This window comes from Streptomyces flavofungini, assembly GCF_041028215.1.
Classification (GTDB): domain Bacteria; phylum Actinomycetota; class Actinomycetes; order Streptomycetales; family Streptomycetaceae; genus Streptomyces; species Streptomyces flavofungini_B.
Window position 1 is genome coordinate 1 of record NZ_JASKYR010001297.1, and the last position, 1,042, is coordinate 1,042.

Below are 1,042 nucleotides of genomic sequence, written 5' to 3' on the forward strand. Positions count from 1 at the left end.
GTGGGTGTGGCGATCCGTAGGGCCGGTGCGGGGGACCGGGCCGATGTGGTGCGGCTGCTCGACGAGGCGTTCATGGGGGACCCGGTGAGCGGCTGGGTGCTGCCGGGCGAGGAGTACCGCAGGCGTACGCACGGCGCGCTGATGGGCGCCTTCTTCGATCTGGCCCTCGCCGAGGGGTTCGTGGACGTCACCGAGGACGGCGCCGCCGCCGCTCTGTGGTGGTCCGTGCCCGAGGGCGGCCCCGCCGACGGCGAACCCGGCGGCGAGGACGGCCCCGCGCTGCTGCGCCAGGCCGTCGACCCGGCGAACGAGCGGGTCGAGCTGATCGGCAGGCTGACGGATGCCGCCCACCCGACCGACCGGGCCCACCAGTACCTGCACATGATCGCCGTGCGGCCGGACCGGCAGGGCGAGGGGCTCGGCACGGCCCTCGTCGCCGCCGTACTCGGACGCTGCGACCGGGAGGGCGCGCACGCCTATCTGGAGGCGAGCAACGCCCGCAGCCGCGACCTGTACGAACGCCTCGGGTTCGTTCTCACGGGGACGCCCCTCGACCTCCCCGACGGCCCGCGGATGTGGCCGATGTGGCGCGAACCGCGAGGCGGGCTGGCCACCGCGTAAGAGGCGCACATGAGGCGCACATGAGGTGTACGGGAGGCGTGAAGGAGGCGCTTCCGGCGGGTACCGCCGAAGGGCTGCCCAGCCGTGTCCGGCCGGAATAAGCTGCCCGTATGGGCAGCGAAGGGCCGCGACCGGGCCCCGGCCCGCACGACGGGTACGTCTGCAAGGCCTGCGGAGATCCGGTCGGCACGGCGATCCGGCGCCGGAAGGTGCTCGGGGTGTTCGTCCCCGAATGGGGCCCCGGGCCGTGCCGCAACGCCCAGTGCGAGGCCTGCGCGACCGGCCGGGACGACGGCCGTTCCGGCACGGGCCGGACGGCGGGCAGGCGCCGACGGCCACGGCACCGCAAGCGGCGCCTGGGGTCACTCGGCGGCCCGTCGGCCGACGCGGCCCCCGGTCTCCCGCCGGACCCTCCCGCCAC

At 75.7% G+C, this 1,042-nt stretch carries 2 protein-coding genes; both read left to right on the forward strand.

The genetic code is table 11. The features are described 5' to 3' along the window. The coding region (locus AB8Z36_RS40565; RefSeq protein ID WP_369218353.1) for a GNAT family N-acetyltransferase at window positions 1-621 on the forward strand (621 nt) is incomplete at its 5' end. 110 nt (window positions 622-731) lie between these two features. Then, a partial coding sequence (locus AB8Z36_RS40570) for a hypothetical protein (RefSeq protein ID WP_369218354.1) occupies window positions 732-1,042 on the forward strand: 311 nt, incomplete at its 3' end.